The 19,178-nt window shown below is 45.0% G+C and carries 18 protein-coding genes; 1 reads left to right on the top strand and 17 read right to left on the bottom strand.

What is annotated here, in order from left to right:
- Window positions 1–36: 36 nt before the first annotated feature.
- Genes MHI38_RS25235 through MHI38_RS25225 form a run of 3 tightly spaced genes read right to left on the bottom strand, consistent with a single transcriptional unit; the run spans window position 37 to window position 2,690 of the window.
- Window positions 37–936 carry a carbohydrate ABC transporter permease gene (locus tag MHI38_RS25235; RefSeq protein WP_154886842.1) on the bottom strand — a complete coding sequence of 300 codons (900 nt, stop codon included), beginning with the start codon at window positions 934–936 and terminating at the stop codon, window positions 37–39.
- Between the two features lie 18 nt (window positions 937–954).
- Window positions 955–1,914 carry an ABC transporter permease gene (locus MHI38_RS25230; protein ID WP_154886844.1) on the bottom strand — a complete coding sequence of 320 codons (960 nt, stop codon included), beginning with the start codon at window positions 1,912–1,914 and terminating at the stop codon, window positions 955–957.
- 11 nt (window positions 1,915–1,925) lie between these two features.
- A complete protein-coding gene (locus MHI38_RS25225) occupies window positions 1,926–2,690 on the bottom strand; it encodes an alpha/beta hydrolase (protein WP_154886846.1) in 765 nt (254 codons plus the stop codon).
- A 481-nt stretch (window positions 2,691–3,171) separates the two neighbouring features.
- On the opposite strand from MHI38_RS25225, the gene MHI38_RS25220 reads away from it, so the two are divergent.
- Complete coding sequence (locus tag MHI38_RS25220) at window positions 3,172–4,092, top strand: serine hydrolase domain-containing protein (protein WP_341181825.1); 921 nt, start codon at window positions 3,172–3,174, stop codon at window positions 4,090–4,092.
- A gap of 137 nt (window positions 4,093–4,229) precedes the next feature.
- Here MHI38_RS25220 and MHI38_RS25215 read toward each other — a convergent pair whose 3' ends face one another.
- The 14 genes from MHI38_RS25215 to MHI38_RS28805 all read right to left on the bottom strand — a co-directional run bounded on the left by MHI38_RS25215 (window position 4,230) and on the right by MHI38_RS28805 (window position 18,793).
- On the bottom strand, window positions 4,230–4,475 hold the full coding sequence (locus MHI38_RS25215) for an AbrB/MazE/SpoVT family DNA-binding domain-containing protein (RefSeq protein WP_090919903.1): 246 nt from the start codon (window positions 4,473–4,475) through the stop codon (window positions 4,230–4,232).
- A gap of 169 nt (window positions 4,476–4,644) precedes the next feature.
- Window positions 4,645–5,109, bottom strand: a complete 465-nt coding sequence (gene trmL / locus MHI38_RS25210; protein ID WP_090919901.1) for a tRNA (uridine(34)/cytosine(34)/5-carboxymethylaminomethyluridine(34)-2'-O)-methyltransferase TrmL — start codon at window positions 5,107–5,109, stop codon at window positions 4,645–4,647.
- A 163-nt stretch (window positions 5,110–5,272) separates the two neighbouring features.
- A complete protein-coding gene (gene serC, locus MHI38_RS25205) occupies window positions 5,273–6,382 on the bottom strand; it encodes a 3-phosphoserine/phosphohydroxythreonine transaminase (protein WP_186809565.1) in 1,110 nt (369 codons plus the stop codon).
- A 214-nt stretch (window positions 6,383–6,596) separates the two neighbouring features.
- Window positions 6,597–8,021 carry a type I glutamate--ammonia ligase gene (gene glnA, locus MHI38_RS25200; protein ID WP_090919896.1) on the bottom strand — a complete coding sequence of 475 codons (1,425 nt, stop codon included), beginning with the start codon at window positions 8,019–8,021 and terminating at the stop codon, window positions 6,597–6,599.
- Window positions 8,022–8,434: 413 nt separating this feature from the next.
- Window positions 8,435–9,499, bottom strand: coding sequence for a 3-deoxy-7-phosphoheptulonate synthase (aroF, locus tag MHI38_RS25195; protein WP_090919894.1), 1,065 nt, complete (start codon window positions 9,497–9,499; stop codon window positions 8,435–8,437).
- Between the two features lie 289 nt (window positions 9,500–9,788).
- Entirely contained in the window at window positions 9,789–10,742 is a 954-nt protein-coding gene (locus tag MHI38_RS25190; RefSeq protein ID WP_154958596.1) for a 4-hydroxy-3-methylbut-2-enyl diphosphate reductase, read from the bottom strand.
- A gap of 69 nt (window positions 10,743–10,811) precedes the next feature.
- A complete protein-coding gene (locus MHI38_RS25185) occupies window positions 10,812–12,281 on the bottom strand; it encodes an ATP-binding protein (RefSeq protein WP_154958236.1) in 1,470 nt (489 codons plus the stop codon).
- 1 nt (window position 12,282) lies between these two features.
- Window positions 12,283–12,972: a response regulator transcription factor gene (locus tag MHI38_RS25180; RefSeq protein WP_090919888.1), complete on the bottom strand. Its 690-nt coding sequence runs from the start codon at window positions 12,970–12,972 to the stop codon at window positions 12,283–12,285.
- 181 nt (window positions 12,973–13,153) lie between these two features.
- Window positions 13,154–14,800: a S1C family serine protease gene (locus MHI38_RS25175; protein ID WP_154958237.1), complete on the bottom strand. Its 1,647-nt coding sequence runs from the start codon at window positions 14,798–14,800 to the stop codon at window positions 13,154–13,156.
- A gap of 149 nt (window positions 14,801–14,949) precedes the next feature.
- Window positions 14,950–15,612, bottom strand: coding sequence for a response regulator (locus MHI38_RS25170; RefSeq protein ID WP_154886857.1), 663 nt, complete (start codon window positions 15,610–15,612; stop codon window positions 14,950–14,952).
- On the bottom strand, window positions 15,609–16,646 hold the full coding sequence (locus tag MHI38_RS25165) for a sensor histidine kinase (RefSeq protein WP_090919880.1): 1,038 nt from the start codon (window positions 16,644–16,646) through the stop codon (window positions 15,609–15,611). Before MHI38_RS25165 ends, MHI38_RS25170 begins: the two co-directional genes overlap by 4 nt.
- 3 nt (window positions 16,647–16,649) lie before the next feature.
- Complete coding sequence (gene liaF / locus MHI38_RS25160; RefSeq protein WP_090919877.1) at window positions 16,650–17,699, bottom strand: cell wall-active antibiotics response protein LiaF; 1,050 nt, start codon at window positions 17,697–17,699, stop codon at window positions 16,650–16,652.
- Window positions 17,700–17,958: 259 nt separating this feature from the next.
- Window positions 17,959–18,168 carry a hypothetical protein gene (locus MHI38_RS25155; protein WP_090919874.1) on the bottom strand — a complete coding sequence of 70 codons (210 nt, stop codon included), beginning with the start codon at window positions 18,166–18,168 and terminating at the stop codon, window positions 17,959–17,961.
- Window positions 18,169–18,280: 112 nt separating this feature from the next.
- Window positions 18,281–18,793: a 3D domain-containing protein gene (locus MHI38_RS28805; RefSeq protein ID WP_373323211.1), complete on the bottom strand. Its 513-nt coding sequence runs from the start codon at window positions 18,791–18,793 to the stop codon at window positions 18,281–18,283.
- Between the last annotated feature and the right edge of the window lie 385 nt (window positions 18,794–19,178).

The following is a 19,178-nucleotide window of genomic DNA, read 5'->3' as shown; positions in this document are numbered from 1 at the left end:
GTCGAATTGCTGAAGCATTGAAATCTTATGTGTATATCAGGTCTTGATAGCCCCTGTTAATACCCCTTTGGCAAAGTGCTTTTGCAGCATTGGGAAGAAACACATAATAGGTACCATCGTGACAAATACCGCTGCCATTTTCATCCCCATGGAGAAACCGCTCAGCTTTACTGCATCCACACTAGATGCGTTGGATGCATTCGTTGTAGAAGTTACAATGATGTTCCTTAACACGTTCTGCAATGGTAACTGATCCGCTTTTCGCAGGAAGATCATCGCATCATACCAGCTGTTCCAGTAAGCTACACCGTAGAAGAGCGTGATAGTTGCCATAATAGGCGTGGCCAGTGGAAGCACCACGGAGAAAAGAATTCTCCACTCCCCTGCACCATCAAGTCTCGCGGATTCCATCAGCGATTCAGGCAAGGTATAGAAGTAGTTCATCATCAGAATCATGTTAAAGGCACTGAAGCTTCCTGCGAGAATGACAGACCATAACGTGCCTGTCAGATGCAGTGATTTCATAATCAGATACAGAGGAACGACCCCCCCGTTAAAGATCATGGTGAACAGTACCAGGAAAAAGAGAAACTTTTTAAATGGGAAATTACTGCGGCTCAGTCCGTAAGCCATGCTTGTTGTCAGGAACAAGCTCAGCGGTAAACCAATAATTAGCAAGATCAATGTATTTTTGTAACCCGACAGGATTCTTCCGTCAGCGAACAGTGCTTTATATGAATCCAGCGTGAACTCTTTCGGGAACATCAGGAACGGATTATCAGCATACTCTTTTTGGGTTGCAAATGAGATCATAATGACATTCCAGAACGGAATCAGAATCATCAGTGCAAGTACCAGTAAAACGGCGAATATCAAGTAATCCAGAAAGGTCATTCGTTCGGTGCCAATCTTAGGTTTTCTTCCAGCTTTGCTCATCTCACTTCTCCTCCTCTCTTATCGGAATAAACCGTCTCCACCAAGCCACTTGGCAAATCTGTCGGCCAGAAGCAGCAGCGCCATATTCACCAGGGAACGGAACAAGCTGACCGCTGTCGAGAATGAAAAGTCGGTTGATGACTGGAACGTAATCCGATAGATATATACATCGAGTACTTCAGATACATTTTTCGTCGCGGCATTCGCCAAGTTGAAAATCTGGTCGAAACCGGAGGACATCAATCCGCCCACCGACAAAATAAACATAACCATGATCGTTGGCATGATGTTTGGCAACGTAATACGAAACATCTGTTGCATCCGGGATGCTCCATCGATCTGTGCAGATTCATATTGATCCTGATCGATACCGGAGATTGCTGCTAGGAAGATAATTGCGCCCCAGCCGCTCGATTTCCAGATGTCAGTCAGCAACAACATCGGAACAAAGTTGGATTCCGAACCCAAGAAATTAATCGTCGGCAAACCAAGTAATCCAAGTGCACTGTTTACAAGTCCGTCATAGGCAAGCACGTTAATGACTACACCGGATACGATGATCCAGGACAGGAAGTGCGGAAATGTCAGGACGGTCTGGAACCACTTCTTCCCTCTGCGCATCCGCAACTCATTCAACAGCAGTGCCAGAATAATCGGAAACGGGAACTGAATAATCAGCTTCAAAATGTTAATGTAAAGCGTCCGCCATACGGCATCAATAAAGGTCGGATCGCGGAAGACGTATTTGAAGTTTTCAAATCCGCTCCACGGACTTCCCCAGATTCCAAGGTTAGCCTTGTAGTCTTTGAACGCCAGTGACAGGCCGCCCATCGGCATATAGGCAAACAGGATCAACCAGACCATCCCTGGAATAAGCAGGGTATACGTCATTCGGTGTTTCCAGATTTCAGTCCAAAGGGACTTACCTCTCAGGTTTGCCTTCAGCTTTTTGTTAGGTCCTTCGGCTGCAGGTTTCAATTTGCATCTCCTCACTCTACTATGGTGTTGTCGTTGTAAAGAAAATCAAACATCGTTTTCAGATGCTGTTCCCAAAATCGCCATTCATGCGTGCCAGGTGTTTCTACATACCGAAAATCAAATGCAGTTCCCTGCATATACTCGGCGTAGTCCCGATTCATGTCCACGAAAGGATCATGGTCCCCGCAACAACTCAATATCTTCGGCAAGGCTCCTCCCTGCTCCAGCAGTCTGGCTGACAATGCGTAAATATCCTGATCAGCCTTTACCTGTAACCGTTCCCCAAAAACCGCTTTCATTTCCTTGATCATACCTTCGGGCATATGGGGATCACGAAGCCGCGCCTGAATATTCGTTACACCGGATAAAGACACCACTTTGCTGTACTGCTCAGGATAGGTCAACCCACATTTCAACGCTCCATATCCGCCCATGGACAAACCGGCAACATAAGTTTTGGCTGGGTCGGAATTCAGCTTCAGTAGCCTTTCACATAGTTCAGGCAGTTCCTTCGTGATGTAGTGGAAGTAATTCAGGCCGTATTCCATATCCGTGTAATAACTGCGATTGGCTTCAGGCATGATGACGGTGCAACCATACTGGGCTGCATACATCTCAATGGTGGTCAGACGTTGCCAGGTACTCGCATTGTCTCCTGCCCCGTGAAGCAGATATAGTGTACCGCCTGAAGTCTCTCCGGAGTCACTGGATACCACGTGTATGCTTGTATTCATGCATAATGTGGGCGATCCGGTTTCGATCGTAATATGCGCCATTGATCGTAACCCCTTTCATCTTTGTTGCTTTTAACTGCGGTTTGCTTTTTCTCTTTCTTTGCTTGCTGTTACTTCCCCCAACATGCTCACCTTTACCGGCTTTGGTTATCGAAACGATTCTCTCGAATCGTTTCAAAAACAATCAACATTGATTTACTTGGAGTTTAAATATCAACATTTTATTTGGAAGCGATTTCTTCGAATCGTTTCGAATAAATCATAATCCCGTTGACTAAACCCTGTCAATAACCTTTTTACAATTTTCGCGTTTTTTTATCAAAAAAGTGACCTGATTGTTCCAATTTTGATTCAAAAGGCACTTTTATAACGAGTATTTTCGGATTTAATCATTCATTATTACACTGGAATTGACATCAAACCGAGAATATACTAACATGAGTTCTAATTTTGCAATCAGATTACGGAAACGTTTCACCAGACTGAATTCATTCAGGTAAACGCTTGGAACTGGAGGGTTATCATGGCAGAACAACTTAAAGGATTTATTGACACAATCACAGAAGAGAAGCTTGTTGTGCACTCTGTGCGTGTACTACAAAATGGGCGACTTCTGGATGAATGGCATTCGGACGGAGATCGCAGGCGTGTGCAACATTCTGTAAGTAAATCCTTTACCTGCATGGCGGTTGGACTTGCCGTTGAAGAAGGACTTATTCAGTTGGATGACACTTTGGGCGATTACTTCCCTTATGACCAAGCACAGCGCCCCCCCTCACAACTGCCCTCTCCGCGAGAGCTCACATTGAGGGATCTGCTTCGCATGTCATCAGGTCACGATGACCCACCCCTCTGGGCTGACGAACGAGCTTCTTTAGAGGAAAAGGACTGGGTCAAACACTACATGTCTCTATCATTGGATCGAATGCCAGGAGAACATTTTACTTACAGTAGTGGTGATACGTTTATGATCTCGGCCATGTTGCAAGAGGCTATTGGTCTGACAGTAAAGGATTACCTCATTCCACGTCTTTTTGAACCACTAGGCATGGTTGATATCCAATGGGAGACTTCTCCACTCGGAGTTACCTTGGGATGTGCGGGCCTTTGGCTGAGTAATGAAGAACTAAGCCGATTTGGACAGTTTCTACTCCAGGAAGGTCGCTGGAACGGTAAACAACTGGTTCCAGCAGATTGGATCAGAGTCGTTACACGTAAACAGATCGAAACGAATGGCGATGGAGATTGGGGAAAAGGCTATGGCTATCAGTTCTGGATGTGTTCGCATGACGCTTACCGAGCAGATGGAGCTTATGGTCAATTCTGCATTGTCCTGCCTTCCAAAGAGGCTGTCATCAGTATCAACAGTGAAGAGGAGAATATGCAAGGCATCCTGAACGCTGTATGGGATAAGATTTTGCCAGCGCTAAATCAGTCGAACTAAGGATGATTTATTAGTTTACATAGACACTGGATGCAAGAACGAGCTTCCAAGTCGCTGTGTCATCTTATACAACGTTAAACATTAAAAAACAAAAACACCATGGAGTTTGTATGCTCCATAGTGTTTTTTGCTTGCTTTTATGAAAGCTGAGTCATTTCTTCTAAGCATTGTGCGCATATGTAACGCTCTTTAAAGTCATTGACATCTTCCATTGATCCGCAGAAAATACATTTCGGACGGTATCTTTCCAAGATAATGTGATCCCCTTGAACTAAAATTTCTACAGGATCTCCTTCATTCATTTGATACCTTTTGCGCAAAGATTTAGGCAATACGATCCTACCCAATTGGTCAACTTTGCGAACTACTCCAGCTGGCTTCATAGCTACGGCACACCTCTCCTATCTTACTCTGAATTTCTAGGTACATTAGTACTATATCTATAGATTCGCCAAAATTTTGTCGAATCCTGCTGGAAATAAACATTTTTTGTCCTTTTTTTTGAAAAATGTTTTTTTAGCGAATTCTAACCGTCTTTTCGGATACCATTCACTAATCCAGTCCTGGGAAATTTAGCTGACGCAGTGCTTCATATACAATAATTGCTGCTGAATTGGAAAGGTTTAATGAGCGAACATCACCACTCATCGGCATCTTCATGCAAGTTTCTGGATTAGCAGCAATTAGTTCAGGTGGGAGCCCTTTCGTTTCTTTACCAAACACGAGAAAATCTCCATCCTGAAATTCGAAATCGGAATACCGGTTTTTCGCTTTCGTTGTTGCGTAGAAAAACCGTCCGTTCGGATACTTCTGCTGAACCTCGTCAAAAGAATCATGATATTCAATATGAACGGCATGCCAATAGTCTAGCCCGGCACGTTTTAAAGTTGCATCATCTGTCCGAAATCCTAAAGGACGCACGAGATGTAAGTGGGTGCCAGTCGCCGCACAAGTCCGCGAGATATTTCCCGTGTTAGCCGGAATCTCTGGTTCAACCAGAACGATGTGTAAAGCCATATGTGTTTAATCTCCTTTTATTTCATGTTCATGTATACAACAATCCTCTAATTTTAAAGAAAAGCCCTCCACACGTCAATGTGGAAGGCTTTGCCACAACAGTAGGATAGTTTATCGAAGCTTCACTACTGCCATATTTGGTCATACGTTCGTTTCTCAGGGATTATCCGTTCGCCTGTTGGAAGTGGTTCATAAAGTCGGTAAGGGCCTTAACACTCTCATATGGAGCCGCGTTATAGATCGAAGCACGAAGTCCTCCTACACTGCGATGCCCCTTCAGACCTACAAAACCTTCTTGCTCCGAAGCTTTAATGAATTTCTTCTCCAGTTCCTCAGATGCGAGTCTGAACGTCACATTCATCAACGAGCGGTCTTCTGCTGCAACGCAACCACGATAGAAATCCCCTGAGGAATCAATTGTATTGTAGAGCAGCTCCGCTTTCTTGATATTTTTTTGTTCCACACCAGCCAGACCGCCTTGTTCCTCGATCCATTTTAACACTTCGTTCACCATATATACCGAGAAGGATGGCGGCGTATTATACAGGGAATTGTTATCTACATGCGTGCTGTAACGGAACATGGTTGGAATGGTTTTCGGAGATTCACTCACCAATTCCTCGCGTGCAATAACAACGGTAATTCCCGAAGGACCGAGGTTCTTCTGTGCACCTGCATAGATCATGCCAAACTGATTCAGATCAAACGGTTTGCAGAAAATATCACTGGACATATCTGCGATGAGCGGTACCGATCCGGTATCAGGGAAAGCCTTGAATTGTGTACCTTCAATTGTCTCATTTGAAGTTACATGCACATAAGCCGTACGTTCAGGCAAACTCAGATTCGAAACATCCGGTAATTTCATAAATTTATCGGATTCTGAAGAAGCTACGATCTGTGTCTCACCAATTAACTTCGCTTCAGACAGAGCCTTTTTGGCCCAGCTGCCTGTCATGATGTAACTAGCTGTCTGACCCGCCCCAAGCAGGTTCATAGGCAACATCGCGAATTGTGTGCTTGCACCGCCTTGCAAGAAAAGAACTTTATACCCTTTCGGATTGCCTAGCAACGACAGCAATCGCTCCTGAGCTTCATTATGTACAGACTCGTACACGGCCCCACGGTGAGACATCTCCATAATCGACATGCCTGTATTACGAAAATCTACAAATTCCGCCTGAGCACGCTCCAATACTTCTAGTGGCAACGCTGCTGGTCCTGCATTAAAGTTATACGCTCTCTTTGTCACAAAATCCCCCGCCCTTTCCATCCTTAACTGACATATGAAGTAAATATTATCGCTATGATATCAGTATTCCCTGAACGCTTCAAGGGGAATATGCACTGAAAACTCGTTAAAAGCCATCAAATTCCTTTATCACCCTAAAAAGTTAAAGCGCTATACTGTTTGTTTCAAGGAAAAGCCTCCGAGAAGCATCCCGGAGGCTTTGATTTGGAACAATTTCGGTTCTGACTCCAACCGATTAGCAGTCGAAGTAGAGACTGTACTCATGCGGATGAATGCGGATTGCAACAGCTTTAGCTTCATCGCGTTTGAGGTTGATGTAATTATCGATGAATTCTTTGGTGAACACGCCACCTTCAGTCAAGAACTCGTTATCAGCTGCCAGTGCATCCAGTGCTTCTTCGAGGGAAGCCGGTACACTGCGGATGTTTTCTTTATCTGCATCAGAAAGGTCGTAGATATTTTTATCGAGTGGACCATATCCGAGCTCAGTTGGGTTGATTTTGCGTTTGATTCCGTCCAGACCAGCCATCAGCATTGCGGAGAATGCCAAGTAAGGGTTAGCAGTGGAGTCAGGTGTACGGAACTCGATACGACAACCTTTAGGTGTTACCGCTGCTACCGGGATACGTACAGCTGCAGAACGGTTACCTTTGGAGTATACCAAGTTAACCGGTGCTTCATAACCAGGAACCAAACGTTTGAACGAGTTCGTGCTTGGGTTCGTCAAAGCGATCAGTGCTGGAGCGTGGTACAAGATACCTCCGATGTAGTGCAGAGCCATTTCGCTCAGGTTAGCATAACCGCCTTTGTCATAGAACAATGGGGAATCGCCATCGAAGATCGATTGGTGAACGTGCATTCCGCTTCCGTTATCACCAAACAATGGTTTTGGCATGAATGTTGCTACTTTACCATATTGACGTGCCGTATTGTGCACGATGTATTTGTATACAAGCAGGTTATCTGCTGTTTTCTTCAACGTATCAAAACGGAAGTTGATTTCAGCTTGGCCCGCAGTCGCTACTTCATGGTGATGACGCTCGATGGACAAACCAGCTTCCTCCAACAAACGACACATTTCGCTACGGATATCTTGTTGGGTATCCACTGGAGCTACTGGAACATATCCACCTTTAGTGCGAACTTTAAAGCCCAGGTTGCCGCCTTCTTCTTTGCGGTTTGTGTTCCATGATGCTTCTTCGGAATCAACGAAGTAAGAAGAGCTGTTCGTGCCGCTCTCATAACGAACATCGTCAAAGATGAAGAACTCGGACTCTGGTGCGAAGAACGCTGCAGTACCTACGCCGCTTTCTTTCAGGAAAGCTTCAGCTTTAACTGCGATACTGCGTGGGTCACGCTCATAACGCTCGCCATCCGGTGTGAAAATGTCACACATAACATTCAATGTAGGGTGTGCAGTGAACGGATCGACATAAGTCGCTTCAGGGTCAGGCATCATAACCATATCGGACTCTTCAATACCACGGAAACCTTGGATAGAAGAACCATCAAACGCTACTCCATTTACGAACGTGTCTGCATCAACAGCCGAAGCTGGCAAAGAGATATGATGCGCACGACCAGCCAAATCTACAAAACGAAAATCTACCCACTCGATGTTGTTCTCTTGAATTGATTTCAATACGTTTTCAACCGACATGTATTCGTCCTCCCAAATATTCCGAACATTAAACAACCCCACGAAGAAAATGTCTATATATTCGAATTTTTTTCTGTCGTCATTATAAATTCTGAAACATAACATCGTCAATACTTATGTAAGGTATTTTTTGCGAGCATGTTAGGTATACTTACATTTTATAATATTCAAAAATGCATATAACAAAGCAAATAGTTTATATTTGACCGATTTAATGCGGTGAAGCGACCCCAAAAACACCCTAAATCATGGAAAAACGTGACATCATAAATGTTTCTTATCACCTTTGATTAATAAATATGTTCATCTGTGCAAAACAGACGAAAAACCGGACATCTACCCAAATTGTTCACAAGGAACAAATCTGAACAGAAGTCCGGTTTTGACTCTTCAAATCTCTATAACCGTGTTAATTATACGCCTACACGTGCCGGGAAAAATGCAGCAGGCTGTTTAGCTGTGTTAAATGTTTTCCCAACAATCGGGGCTAGTTTCTCCAGATCTTGTAACAGGTTCGCAAACTGATCAGGGAACAGAGACTGCACACCGTCTCCAGTCATGGAGTTATCGGGATCTGTGTGCATCTCAATAATCAAGCCGTTAGCTCCAGCAGCTACCGAAGCTTTGGTCATCGGTTCTACCAGTTCACGACGTCCCGTACCATGGCTCGGGTCAGAGATGACTGGTAGATGGCTCAAAGACTGCAAGACAGGGATTGCCGACAGATCCAGCGTATTACGAGTGTATTGTTCAAACGTACGGATACCTCGTTCACATAACATCACATTTGGATTGCCACCAGCGAGGATGTACTCCGCCGCATTAAGCAATTCATCGTATGTCGCACTGAATCCGCGCTTCAACAATACCGGTTTGCCGCACTCACCTAACTTGCGCAACAAGTCGAAGTTCTGCATGTTACGTGTACCCACCTGCAGAATATCCGCATACTCTGCGCAAATATCTACGTATTCAGGCGTCATGACTTCGGTAATCGTCAATAGATTATGCTTCTGGCCTGCTTCCGCCATCATGATCAGACCTTCTACACCTGTTCCTTGGAAGCTATACGGTCCTGTACGTGGTTTGAAGGCACCACCACGAAGAACTTGACCACCCGCAGCTTTCACAAGGCCAGCAATCTCATCAATCTGTGCTGCAGATTCAACCGCACAAGGTCCGCCCATAACGACAAGTTCTTTCCCGCCGATATCTACACCTTTGATCGAAATTACGGTATCTTCTGGATGGAAGTCACGACTTGCCAATTTGTAAGATTTCGAAATCTTCACCACGTTCTCGACGCCCTTCATTTGGCGCAAGTGTTCTTGCATTTTAGGTTCAACTTTACCAATTAATCCAATGATGGTGCGATCCTCTCCACGGGATACATGTGCCTGCAACCCTTCCTTTTCAATCACACTAACGATATCTTGAATTTGGTCCTCCGAGGTAGCTTTGCCTGCGATTACGATCATAAATTGTCCCATCCTTCCTTGTATAAGAGCACTCGTTTATCGTGCGTCTAATTATCTTGTGGTCCGTATCCCAAAAACTCTGTCACGCTTAAACGCTTGTTCGCTTTTAAGCTTTTAATCACTAAAGCAAATATAACACAGTTTCTTCCCATCGTCAAGAAGTGATCACTATATCCGGTATTTTCTACAGGTAAAATATAAACTGTATGGACAAAAAAACATCCCGCTATGTCACGTCCCAATGAAACGAGGATCTGCACAGCAGGATGTTTCCTATTCACTTTTGAAATTATGTGGTACGCGTCTTCTCTCGAACCGGAGGCAATAGCTTGCTCATATTAACGGTACGTACAATTTCCCACGTTTCCGGCTGATCATGCTCATACTGCTCCAGATATTGAATAACTTCCTTGGTGATTGGTGTTGGAGTTGAAGCGCCTGATGTCACAGCCACTTTCTGCACACCTTTCAACCAGTCTTGTTGAATTTCAGATACGTCGGATATACGATATGCCGTCACGCCCGCAATCTCCTCGGACACTTGTGCCAAACGATTGGAGTTATTGCTACGTGGATCACCTACAACAATAACAAGATCGGCCTGCCCAGCTTGCTCTGCTACCGCTTCTTGACGTACTTGCGTAGCGAGACATATTTCGTTATGAATCTCAGCTCCTGGGAATTTCTCCAGCAACCGGCTCATAATGTGTTTGATGTCCCATTGACTCATTGTCGTCTGATTGGTAATCAAAATTTTCCCCGCAGGCACGATCAGATCTTCAATCTCTTCTTCCTTCTCAATCAGATGAACACGGTCTGGTGCAACACCAATCGCACCTTCCGGTTCCGGATGATTCTTCTTACCGATGTAGATAATATCATAACCTTCAGCCGTCTTCTCCCGGATCAGATCATGAGTCTTCGTAACATCTGGACAGGTTGCATCTACTGTGGTCAGCCCCTTCTCCCGAGCCAGCTTACGTACCTCCGGCGAGACACCGTGAGCCGTAAAAATAATCGTTCCACTCTCCACCTGATTCAGAATCTCCATCCGATTAGGACCGTCTAGAGTAATAATGCCCTCATCTTCAAAAGAATCAGTCACATGTTTGTTATGCACAATCATACCTAATATATAAATAGGCCGTGGTAAATCCAGGTTGCGTGCCGCCTGACGAGCAAGCACCATGGCATCTACAACTCCATAACAGTATCCCCGCGGCGAAATTCGCAGTACTTCCACTTGGTTGCCACCCGCTTTCTTTTCGGCTGTATAGGCCGATGTAATTGCAGTCTTCATCCTATTATACCTTTATTCGATAGGCGGGGCAAAGACCACAGGCAACCAGATGATAAAAGTGGTTCCTTCTCCTCGTCTCGTTACCACTTCAACCGACCCGTTATGCTCCTCAATGATCCATTTAGCAATGGATAATCCAAGTCCGATACCCGGCGTCGCCCCACGAGATTCATCTGCCCGGTAGAACCGGTCAAAAATAAACGGTACCTGATCCCGTTCCATACCGATTCCCGTGTCACTGATCCGCAGTCCGACCTGCCCTTTATACAACAGAGCATCCAGCGTAACCGAACCCTCCGGTGTGTACTTAAAGGCATTTTCGATAAAAATAAACAAGACTTGTTGCAGATAATCTTTGCTTCCGTTTACGTAAATACCGTTCAGAATCGACAAATCCCCAGGAAGCCAGTCTGCTTGTCGATCCAGGAACTGGGCTCTACGCGCTACTTCCTGCACCAGAATCTGCAACGGAATGGGATTGAGCTCGATTTTCTGACCTGTATCCGCTCTGGCAAGGGATAACATATCGCTGATCAGACGGCTCATACGTTTGCCCTCATCAGCCATATCCTCAATTGCCTCAAGAGACATCTGCCTAATCGTTTCTTCATCCAGATTCGGGCGGTCTCCACCCTCCTGATCCCACAGCTTTTTCAGGAAATCCACATTTCCTCGAATGGTAGTCAGCGGTGTACGCAACTCGTGGGAAGCATCGGATACGAATCGGCGCTGTGCCGTATTCGTCTCTTCCAGCCCACGGAAAGACAGCTCGGTTCGCTCCAGCATGTTATTCACCGTTTCAATCAGACGACCGATCTCATCCTTCGGTCCCGAATACTGAATACGTACACTAAGATCGTCTCCAGACTGAATCTGATTAGCGGCATCAATCACATTAACCAGTGGTCGCATGGACTTACGGGCCAGAATCAAACCGGATGTAATGGCAAGCGCCATAGCTACAAGCCATCCGAACACCAGGATATTCCTTAATGCCTCAAGCAAACGCTCCTGTGAATTCACAACCGTTCCCACTTGAAGAACACCTTTAACGCTAGTTACGCCATTCATTTTAATCATAATAGGATCCTGATTTACCATAAACGGTGTTCCGTTTATATAGATTTTTGTCAATCCCGGTTCTCTAAGCAAGCGTTCCGAACTCATCACTGGGAATTGCAAACCTACTTTTTCCATATTGTTGGATCGGTTACTATTACCCGTCTCATAATCGGATAGCTGAATATAAATTTGGGAACCTTGCAATTCAATCTCAGTAAATGGATCCAGATTTAGATTCAGTTGGTTGAGAAAATTCAGATTAATCTGACTTAAAATCTTATTACTTTTCTCCGCAAGCTGATGCTCGACTTCTTGATATGAATTAAAATACACAAAAGCATAAATGACCACACCCCAAAAAATCAGCACGGCTGCAAGAATCCCCGAATACCATGCGGTTAGTCTTAACCGAATGGACATGTTACGAGTCACCTCTCAAAATATAGCCGGCTCCCCGGATCGTCTGAATGAGACGTTTGCCACCATGCTCTTCTGTTTTCTGTCTAAGCATCGCGATATAGACCTCTAGCACATTGGACTCGCCGCTATAATCGTATCCCCATATTTTATCCATAATGAGGTCACGAGACAGTACCCTTCTCGGATTTTGCATAAACAGATTAAGCAATTCAAACTCTTTTGCTGTCAGTTCAAGACGTTTGCCATCTCGGAGCACTTCGCGTGAATCGTTATCCAGAATGATATCTTCATATACCAGGCGATTGTCTACCACGTTGGAGATATCCGCTTTGCGACGCAGCAAAGCACGGACACGTGCGAGCAATTCTTCCAGTGCGAACGGCTTCACCAAATAATCGTCAGCACCAGTATCCAGTCCGGTCACCCGGCTCTGAACCTCATCCTTTGCAGTAAGCATCAGCACAGGAACTTTACTACCTGCTTCTCTCAATCTGCGGCATACCTCAAAGCCATCGATCTGCGGCATCATCACATCGAGCACTACGATATCCGGCTCCTTATCCATCAGCTTGCTTAGGCCTTCTGCTCCGTTAGAAGCTGTCTGAACCTCATATCCTTCAAATGCCAGGCCTCGGCGCAGCATAGACACAATTTTCTCGTCGTCATCTACAATTAAAATCGTTGAGCGCATGGTCTTTCTCCTTTACCCTATCGTTGTATCCCCATTGTAACAGGCCAAAGCCCGATTCGCATCTTCTCCATAATCCATAATAGAGAAACTATGCAAAAACAGAACAGAAACATCGTGCAAAAAAACGGAAGGGCCTTAAACCCTTCCGTTCTTACCTTCATATACTTCAACCTGGTTGCAACTATTGTTGCTGTGTTTGTGTTGTATCGTAATCATACTTGTTGCCAATTTTCACTTTCACATCAATCTTTTTGCCGTCACGTACAACATTAAGCGTAATCTCTCCGCCGACTTTCTGAGTCTTGATAAAGTCGATCAAATCCTGACTTGTTGCTTTTGAAGTACCATTTACGCCGGTAATGATATCATACGGTCTCAGATCAGACTGGTAAGCTGGAGATTGGTACACCGTGCTTGCAACAACTGAACCTTCCGTAATATTTGTTCCCATTTGTTTGGCCACTTCCGGGGTGAGATTCATCAGAGAAGCACCGATAAACGGTACAGGTTCTTTGGGAACATCTTTGTTCTCTTTCAAGTATTTCACCGCTTCAGAGATTACACTGGACGGGATTGCAAAACCGATACCTTGAGCATCCGCACTTACAGCAACGTTCATACCGATAACTTCTCCATTCAGATTCAGCAGCGGACCACCCGAGTTACCCGGGTTAATCGAAGCATCTGTTTGCAACAAGTGGCTGTATTCACGTGTTTTACCTGTTTCTTGATCCGGAATGCTGATCGTACGTTCTTTGGCACTAAGAACACCTGCAGTGACTGTATGTTCAAAACCTTCAGGGTTACCAATCGCTACAAGCCATTCACCAACTTGTGTGCTATTTGAGTTGCCTAGCGGTGCTACAGGGAAATCTTTATCTCCGCTATTTTTCTCAATTTTCAACACGGCAAGGTCAAGATCAAAACTGCTTCCGAGCAATTTAGCTTCATATGGCTTGCTATTGTTCTCAAGTGTTACCTGAATGACATCTGCACCTTGAACAACGTGCTGGTTCGTCAGTATATAACCTTCTTTGTCAAAAATAAATCCGGAGCCGATCCCCATGGGTACGAGTTGATTGCTCGCTTGAGGTTGAGGCTGTTGCCCTTGTTCTTGTTGTTGTTGATTTCCGTTAGGTCCACCAAGTCCGCCACCAAAGAAGTATTGATACAACGGATCGTTTGTATTTGCTCCACCTTGTCCAGAACCACGTGTGGACTGTTTAGCCAGCGTTTCAATTTTAACAACAGCCGGGCTCGCCTGTTTCACCACAGAGGATACATCCTCTTTACCTGTCGGTAGCAAGGACGCCGTCACGTTGTTACCTCCACCTGTATTACTCGGTGTTTCCTGAGCAGATTCCGTTCCGTTATTCGTCAGCGCGGCTTGGGGTGTGAACATGTTCGTTCTGTCGGCTGTGTACATCAACACAGTGATGACTAACATACCTGCGATAAAGGAGAACAGAAGTGATCTTACAGAAGACCTTGGTCTACGGTTGTTATAGTTCCAGTTACCATTGTTATTTCCATTTCCTTGACCTCCGCCATGACCCGAACCGCCGCCAGACATTCTGCCCGTTTGACCAGAGGAGTCATTATTATGGTAAGAAGGTACAGGTTTTATTGGATCTGGTCTTGTAATCTCCACATTTCCTTCTTGCCTTGGCCCATTGCCACTAGCTGTATCTTCCTGACTCACAGACTGGAATGGTCCGTAAGAATAATAATACGAGGAGTCATCATTTCCGGCAGGATTGCGATTTTCAGTTTGATTCGTTTCTTTTTCCTCATCTTGTCGATTTGATCTATAATTACGTTCGTCCATGCCTCTCTACCTCCCAATCTCTTATTTGCAAGAGATATTCTTTAACTGTTCTTATTTTGTACTTTGAACCTTAATCGTACCTTAAAAACAATTAAAAAGGAGATAAAAGCATGCAATATTTGCTGATTTTTCCCGTCATAGCAACATTTTCAGCCTTGCTTCTTCACCCATCCTTGCCGATGTGCATAAATCGCCAGTTGTGTCCGATCATCCATCTCACATTTCATCAGCAAATTACTTACATGTGTTTTAACGGTTTTAATACTGATATGTAATTCTTCTCCGATATCTTTATTGGTTTTCCCTTCAGCAATAAGTAGAAGTACTTCCTTCTCCCGATCCGTAAGTCCAGATTCACTGTCCCTCGCCGTCCGCTGCCGGATGCCTCGCGTTAACGCCTGTGAGACATCTCCTGTCATCACGGGCATGCCTCGGTTAGCACCTTGAAGAGCATAGATCAGTTCTTCGGCGGATACCGTTTTGAGCACATAACTTACTGCTCCTGCCTCAATCGCTTGAACAACGAGATCATCTTCCAGAAAACTGGTCAGCATGACAATCTTCATATTCGGAAATTCAGACATGATGGCTTGCGTAGCCTCAGCTCCGTTCATCACCGGCATCATCAGATCCATCAGAATCAGGTCCGGCATTTCCGAATCCTTCATCTGACGTAGCTGATCGAGTGCATGTTGCCCGTTACCTGCTTCCGCCATCACATGGAACGTAGGCTCCAGCATGAGGTAAGTCTTCAAGCCCATTCGTACCATATCGTGGTCATCCACAATCATTACGTTTACTTTGCCATTCATTCTGATTCCTCCTCGGACACGTTATCAAATTTCGGGATGAGCACTCGTACCGTCGTACCCGCCCCAGGCTTGGATATAATCTGCACCTGACCGCCCAGCTTCTCGGCACGTTCTCGCATCGTGGACAACCCATATGAGCCTGGTCGCTCCGTCTGTTGCAAGAAACCTTGCCCGTCATCACTAATGCTCATGCTGATCTGATGCTCCGATTCCCGGATAGCCAGACTAACGAGTCCAGCTTCAGCATGTTTAACAACATTGGCTACAGCCTCCTGAATAATGAGAAACAGCTGGTGCTCAATGGCATCAGAGACTCCGCCATCCAACTCCAGCTCTTTCACGCCTTTTAAACCATTTTGCCGACAATAATCAGGGAACCAGCTGTCGAGTGCTGCAGTTAGGTCGCGTCCCTCCAATTCAATCGGCCTGAGTTGCGCGATCAATCCACGCATCTGGCGCTGTGCAATATGAGACATCTGAATTAACTGGTCGAGCACATTGCGACCATGCTCCGGATTCATCTCTAGCAGACGGGGAAGGGATGAAGCAGACATGTGCATGGCGAATAGTTGTTGACTCACTGTGTCATGCAGATCCCTTGCCATTCGTTTACGTTCTTCGATAACGGCACGCTCAGAAGCCTGTTCCTTTTCAATTACCTCTTGCTCACCAAGCCGCTGGAGTAACCTCATTTTTTTCTCAATGGACTCCATCATCACATTAAATTCCTGATAGACCCGTCCAAAAGAAGCATCTTCCGCATCAGGCATGCGAACCGCAAGATTTCCTTTAGATACTTTCAACATATTGAGATCGAGCAAATCAATTTTGCGCTGAAGCCGCAATGCGGCGATATATCCGGTGACCACAGTTCCTACAACGACAACTCCGATATACGTCCATGCCCGATTGCGATTATCCCCTGTAAGCACATCCCCATATAACAGATAGAATCCGCCCAGTGTGATCAATCCGGTTAACACGAAATACGTCATCAGTTCCCACTTGTTTGCCTTAAGAATCGTTCGAATCATAGGTTAATCCACCTTGTTTACTTTGACATCGCCAATAAAAACACTGACAATAATGCGGAGCTTCTTACCGGCTTCTTGGTAGTGCGGAGTTTCCTCCTGCGCATTTCCCAAAAAACCTCCACGTTTTGTACCCAGAAGCTTCATGTCTCCCAGAAAAGAGCTGCTGGTGAGTGAAATGCCCAGATCCATGTCTTCTGGAACAAAAATCTTAACATCGCCAATAAAATGTGAAATGACAATTTTGGTCTCTCCATATGGAATCTGTGCCTTGGTCAAATCAATAACGGTATCCCCAATAAATGAGGAGATATTCATCGGTTTCAGCGTAAACACTTCTTTACCCATATGAAAATCACCAATGAAAGTGGATTTATTGATTGTTTTGCCATAGCCTTCTTCATATCCATACTTATAGTTATGAGAATTAGCGTGGCCAAAGCCTCCAAATTTTGGATCATCCGAATGTGAATGGTACTTCTGATGTGACTGTCCGAACTTTTCACTGTCTTTTTTCAGGTTCGGCCCCTCTTCGGAATGAAAGGATTGATGCTTACTCGAGGGTTGCTCTTGCTTTGGTTTGCCAAAGGTCTTCTCGAACTCTTCATCGAATGATGAGGGCATCTCCAAATCTTGAGGGGACAATGGCTTATAAGGCTGCTCAGGCGGTGGAGGCGGTGTTTTGCTTCCATTTCCATGAGGTTTCCGATCCCGATGACCTGGTCCAATTAGTACATATAACCCTCCGCCGATCAGCAGAATTGGAACTAGATAACGAATGAATTCTCCTAGGGAATAACCAATCACGCCCAAGTTACGCGCAAGGAAGAATCCACCTATGGAAAGCACGACAACGGGCCCAATAGCAGCATATCCCCCGTTACGGCGAATTTCCGTCAAACCTTTCACTCCCCACCAGATCAAAAACACCGGCCAGTATGTTCTAAATATATATCCTACATCAATGTCATATCCCAATTGTCTGAGCAAGATCATTGCACCTATAGCGATAAGAGGTATGCCAACCCACAAACGGTCTAGCGTAGATCGTTTCATCACTCATGTCTCCTTTGTCTTTATTCTATATCCAGTGTACCTTAGACATGCTAAGGTTAACAGCGCCGACAGGTGGAATTTGTCTCGGTCTCGAGACTGAGGGCTGAGGAGAATTATGTAAATTTTAATCATTTTAGAAAAGGAACATGAAATCGGGAATATGAAAATGAAAACACCCCGGAGCAACCGCTCCAGGGTGTACAAATCATCATCGATTCTTTATTCATTTTGCATAGTTTAATGCTTGAACCGTGGCAACTTACTTTTTCATTTTTCCTGCACGGCCGGTTTGACCTGTGTTTTCTACACCAAACTCGGCATTATATTTTTCATCAGGTGTTTGGAAATTGTCTTGTACTTTGTTTTGAGCGGATTGCTTCACTTTAGACGCGGCGCTTCCATTCTCCTGTCCAAATTCAGCATCATACTTCTCGTTCGGCGTTTGGTACCCTTGGGATTTCTTTGCCACAACGAATCACCTCTCTCTTCATATTTACACTGCCTGTTGCAGTGCGGGGTTCGTCCCCAGTCAATATTATGTGAAGAGAGCCATTTTGTTATTCAGGCATAACATTCCATTCTCAGATAGCTTTGTCCAGCCAGGAATCCGGTACAGTTTTATAGACATCGATCGCTTTGGACAACTCCGCCAGCATCTGCTCCGTACATTTCCCTGCACCCTGCTTGATAACCTGTACTTCAACATCCTTTTTACCCCATTCTTTGTACACCTGCTTGGTCGTCGGAAAATACAGATCGATTTTGTTGCCTTTAATGGCCGAGCCTGTATCCGCAACGATACCGTAACCATAACCAGGTATATACAATATGGAACCCATCGGAAATAACTTCGGATCTGCTGCAATGGTAGATACGGTTTCCTTGTCCCGTCGAACCTTTACCCCAGAATACGTTATACCGTATTGCGGATGTTTTGGCGTTTTACCAGTGGATTCGACTCCTGCTGTATATCCTGTTGCCGTCACCTTCTGGGTTTCCAAAATTTGTTCTGAACGCGGTGCCAGCACTGGCATGGCCGGGTCAGCAGGATCAATCACCCGTTTGGCTGGTAATTCAGGTTTTGGCAACACCATTGGCTGTGGAGACCACATAAAAGCCATGTACACGAGTGTAGTCAATTGAGCCTCGTCCGTGTATACAGGTTCGAGTTGATTTTGCTCTCCTGTCTGCTCGACTTTTAAATCACGAGCTACATCTTGTTTGTTATTATTGTTCATTTCCTGGACATGCATGATCGTGCTTTCCTCTTCAAATATATAGGCCTTGGCCTCATTGAAACTCATCAAAATCCCGGCAAATATGAAGCAGCACATGATGATGAACTTGTGGTTTTCATTGAATTTTAAAAAATGCTTTTTCATGGTATAACCTCCCCCTCACTTGCAAAGGGTTACCAAAAAGCATCTATCTTATACCTTTTGTCAGAGTATAGATACAAAAAGAAACACAAAAACCGTC

Source organism: Paenibacillus sp. FSL K6-1558, assembly GCF_038002565.1.
In the GTDB taxonomy this organism is placed as follows: domain Bacteria; phylum Bacillota; class Bacilli; order Paenibacillales; family Paenibacillaceae; genus Paenibacillus; species Paenibacillus polysaccharolyticus.
Note: the sequence above shows the minus strand (reverse complement) of the source record. Positions and strands in the feature narration are given on the sequence as shown.